The organism is Roseateles sp. P5_B10, from assembly GCF_056400485.1.
In genome coordinates this window covers 1-4,164 of record NZ_JBFULE010000472.1, presented here as the reverse complement: position 1 = coordinate 4,164, position 4,164 = coordinate 1, and the positions used below count along the sequence as shown (strand labels likewise).

3 protein-coding genes are annotated in these 4,164 nt (G+C 68.6%); all 3 read left to right on the top strand.

Features of this window, described 5'->3' with window-relative positions; all coding sequences use genetic code 11:
- The first annotated feature begins 96 nt into the window (after positions 1-96).
- The gene (locus AC1DU6_RS22125; RefSeq protein ID WP_477859631.1) at positions 97-1,935 is read left to right on the top strand and encodes a type VI secretion system contractile sheath domain-containing protein; all 1,839 of its coding nucleotides are present in this window, start codon (positions 97-99) and stop codon (positions 1,933-1,935) included.
- 147 nt (positions 1,936-2,082) lie between these two features.
- Positions 2,083-3,756 carry a hypothetical protein gene (locus AC1DU6_RS22120; protein ID WP_477859629.1) on the top strand — a complete coding sequence of 558 codons (1,674 nt, stop codon included), beginning with the start codon at positions 2,083-2,085 and terminating at the stop codon, positions 3,754-3,756.
- Between the two features lie 34 nt (positions 3,757-3,790).
- On the top strand, positions 3,791-4,164 hold a 374-nt coding region (locus tag AC1DU6_RS22115), incomplete at its 3' end, for a hypothetical protein (protein ID WP_477859628.1).

The window sequence follows — 4,164 nt, the reverse complement described above, 5'->3', positions numbered from 1 at the left end:
GCCTGTGGCTGCATGCCGGTGGCGGCCCGAGCGTGCAGCCCGCCCTCCCCCAAGGCGCGGCCTTCGCCGCCCTTTTCAGACCCGACTGAGGACGCCATGAGCGACTGGACCCCCAACTACGGCCAACTCTCGGCCCCCGCTCCTGCATGGGCCGCCAAGCGGCCGATCCGCATTGCGCTGCTGGGCGACTTCGGCGCGGGCGCCGCGGCCGGCCGCCTGGACACCGGCGATGAGCTCACCCGCCGCAAGCCGCGCGCCGTCGAATTCGATTCGCTCGAAGACTGGTTGGGCCAGCAGAACATCACGCTGAACCTTCCGGTGGGCACCGACGGCGCGCCGGTCGAAATCCCGCTGGCAGACCTCGACTCCTTCCACCCCGACACGCTGTTCCGCGAGCTGGATTTGTTCAAGAAGCTCAATGACCTGCGCAAGCGCCTGAACAACACCGCCAGCTTCGACAAGGCCGCCGCCGAGGTCGCCAAGTTCGCCGGCAGCACCCAGAAGGCCTCGCGCGCGGGCCGCGGCGCGCGTGCTCGCGGCGCCAGCCCGTCGGCCGGCGCCCGACTGGACGATTTCGCGCGACTGACCGGCCGCGCGAGCGCCCCTGACAGCGGCGGCGGCATCGACACGCTGCTGCGCAACGTCATCGGCCCCTTCGTCGTGCCGGCGGCCAAGCCCGAGAAGGCGGGTCTGTTGAACACGTTGGACGCCGCGATTGCCGACGGCATGCGKGCCGTGCTGCACCAGGCCGACTTCCAGGCCACCGAGTCGCTGTGGCGCGGCGTGGACTTCCTGCTTCGCCGCCTGGAGACCGGRCCGATGCTGCAGGTGCAYCTCATCGACATCAGCGCCGAGGAGTTCGCCGCCGACCTGAGCGCCRRCGACGACCTGASCRACAGCGGCCTGTACCGCCYGCTGGTGAGCAAGCCCGCCGAGGCCAAGGACGGCGGCTACACCTACGTCGCCGGCCTCTACCAGTTCGAGGCCACGCCGCCGCACACCGAGCTGCTGGGCCGCATGGCCAAGGTCGCCGCAGCGGCCGGTGCGACCTTCTTCACCGCGATGGCCGTGGACGAGCTCAGCAACCCGCGCGTGCCGCCGCACCCGCTGGTGGTGGACGCCTTCGCCGCGCTGCGCGGCCTGCCGGAGTCCAAGCGCCTGGCCCTGCTCGGCCCGCGCTTCCTGATGCGCCACCCCTACGGCAAGCGCAGCGATCCGATCTCATCCTTCGCCTTCGAGGAATTCACGATGGCCGACGGCCTGGGCGGGCTGCTGTGGGGTCACCCGGCGCTGCTGGCACTGACAGTGCTGGCCGGCCAGAACGGCGCGCCCAACGTCAACGACCTGCCCTTCCACCACTTCGTCGATGCCGACGGCGACAGCACGGCCCTGCCCTGCACCGAGCGTTTCATTTCCTCGATGGTGGCGACCGAACTGGGTCGCTACGGCATCAAGGCGCTGATGGCGCACAAGGGCGAGCCGCTGGTGCAGCTCACCGGCCCGGACACCGTGGCGGGTGTCTTCACGCCGCCGGCCGCCGGCGCCGCCAAGCCGGGCGCGCGCATGGGCGTGGAGCTGGCTGTGCGCAGCAAGCTGGCCGAGCCCGTCCAGCGGCCAGGGCGCAAGAGCGCCGCCAATGCCGAACCAGAAGCATCGGAAGAAGCGGCTGCGGATGCCGAGGCCCAGGCCGATACCACCACCACCGCTCTCGCATCGGACAGCCCGGACGACAGCAGCGACCTGGACGCTCTGCTCGCCGGCTTGAATTCGGATGACGCCGCGCCCGCACCCGAACCAGCGGCATCGGACAGCGACGACCTCGATGCGCTGCTCGCGAGCCTGAACGACGACAGCCCGGCGATCGAATCTGCCGCCGCAGACAGCGAATCCGATGTGGATGCGGAACTGGAAGCGCTGTTGAAGTCACTGAGTTGATCGCAAGGGCTGTGATGACCCCGACGCTCGGAGTCAGCACGCCAGACACGCGCCGCAACGCACTCATCGAAGCTCCCCGGCGTGGCATGACGCCAATGCCGGGAGCCTCGGCCACTCTTTTCAATCAACCGCCTACTAGGGGGAATGATGGCTCAGGTCAATCTGCCGCAGACGCTTGGCGTCGCTTACTGGGACAAGCAGAAATCCGCGCTGGCCAAGGCAGCGAAAGCCCCGGCCACCAAGTTGCCGGACGCGCTCAAGGAACTCACCAAACAGCATCTCGCGCTCGACTGGGATGCCTACGGCACCGACAAGCTCAAGACCGCCGATGACGCCAAGGCCCGCGCCGCCGAGCTCGATGCGGCCGTGAAGGGCAAGATCAAGGCGCTGCTGAGCCAGGCGCAGGCGGTGGAGACCGCGGCGACCAGCTTCGAGAGCGAAGCGAAGAAGGACAAGGCCTTCCCCAAGGAGCCGCTCGCGGCGGCAGCGGCCATCGTCAAGGCGGCCAAGGAGTACCGTGCCGACGTGGACACGGCCGTCACGGCGGCCCGCAAGGCGCTGGACGCCAAGACGCAGGAGCTGGCCGCGCAGAAGTCCGCCAGCGGCCCGAACAGCGCCGTCATCGCCAAGCAGACCAAGCTGCTGAAGAGCAAGCTGCTGACGGCCATCGCCCTGCTGCGCAAGCCCCAGCCCAACGCACGGCCGATGCGGTTCATGATCGTGCTGGGCAAGACCAGCGCCAGCCTGGCCCTGGCCTATGCGGTCGGCCCGGCGCAGGAAAAGCTCCTCAAGGGCCTGATGCCCGGCGAAGCGCCCTTCAAGATCCTGAAGGACATGAAGGCAGTCGTGGTGTGGGAGAAGAACGCGCTCACCTTCGTCAGTGACCGCCTGGCCGGCACCACCCTCAAGAAGGTGCAGCTCTGGCTCAAGAAGCTGCTCAAGCTCAACCTGAAGATGCGGGTGCGCAAGTCGACCGGCGAGGTCGAGGAGACCGAAGGCGAGGACATCCCCGAACACCTGCTCAAGGCCGATCCGGCCGATGCCGCGGACGACCTCGGCCGCGAGGAGTTCGTGGAACGCATGGCCGCGCTGGATGCCGACATCAAGGCCGGCCTGCGCGGCCCCTCGGCGGCGCGCATCAAGGAGCTGATGGCCGAGATCGCCAAGCTGACCAAGGCCGACAAGTATGGCGATGCCGACGCCGAGCTCGACGAGATCGAGGCCCTGCTTGCCGGCGGCGAGGATGAAGAGGCCGACGAGCAGGAGGACGAACAGGGCGCGGACGCGTCGACCGAGAAGGCGTCTGGCGGCGCGCAGGCCAGCTTCATGAAGCGCTTCGCTGGCCTGCAGGCGGGCATCAAGGCCGGGCTGGCCGGCGCAGACGCCGCCCGCCTCAAGGAGCTGGTGGCCGGCATCACCCAGCTGTCCAAGGCCGGCAAATTCGCCGACTCGGAGAAGGTGCTCGACGCGATCGAAGTGCTGCTGAAGAAGGGCAGCGGCGGCAGCCCAGGCTCTGGCAAGAGTGCCGCCCAGGCCATGGACGAATGGAAGACCCGCCGCGCGGCCGCAGTGAACTCGCTCAAGTCGGTCGCCACCAAGGTGGCCAATGCCAAGCATGCCAGCTCCGCCAAGGCCATCATCGAGCTGCAGGCGGTGATCAAGAACCTGACGGCCGAGCCGGCCACGCTGCAGCAGGTCAACGAGCTGCAGCGGTGGCTGGCCGACGACGACGTCGTCGCCGATGTGTGCGAGCTGGCCGAAGACATCCGCACGCCGCTGCTGGGTGCCCTGAGCCAGCTGCGCACGGCCATCACGGCCTGAACGCCTCCATCCAACGGATCACAGGAACTCAGTCATGGGAAAGACCAATCTCCGCGAAGTGCTCGAAGCCATCGGCTCGACCAAGGACGGGATGACCGAGGAGAAGGATGCGGTCGCGCTGCTGGACATGCACCTGAAGGAAGTGCAGGGCTGCCAGCACACCGACGCTCTGGAAGACCTCGTCAAGGTTCGCGACGGCGCCAAGCGCGCCCTGGACATCACCTTCAAGGTGCGCACCGACAGCCAGTTGGCCCGCTCGCACGCCGAGCCGCTGGTGCAAGCGCTGGCGCCGCTGGAGCGGCTGATCGAGCGGCTGCAGAAGGAGGCGCCAAAGGAGGCGCCGAAAGGCCCCAAGGCGCAGGCGCCCGTCAAGGGCAGCGAGCCCAAAGGCAAGGACGCTCCCGTGCC

Excerpts from the sequence above, each read along its gene's own strand:
- AC1DU6_RS22120 (WP_477859629.1), top strand. The coding sequence starts at position 2,083 with ATGGCTCAGGTCAATCTGCCGCAGACGCTTGGCGTCGCTTACTGGGAC.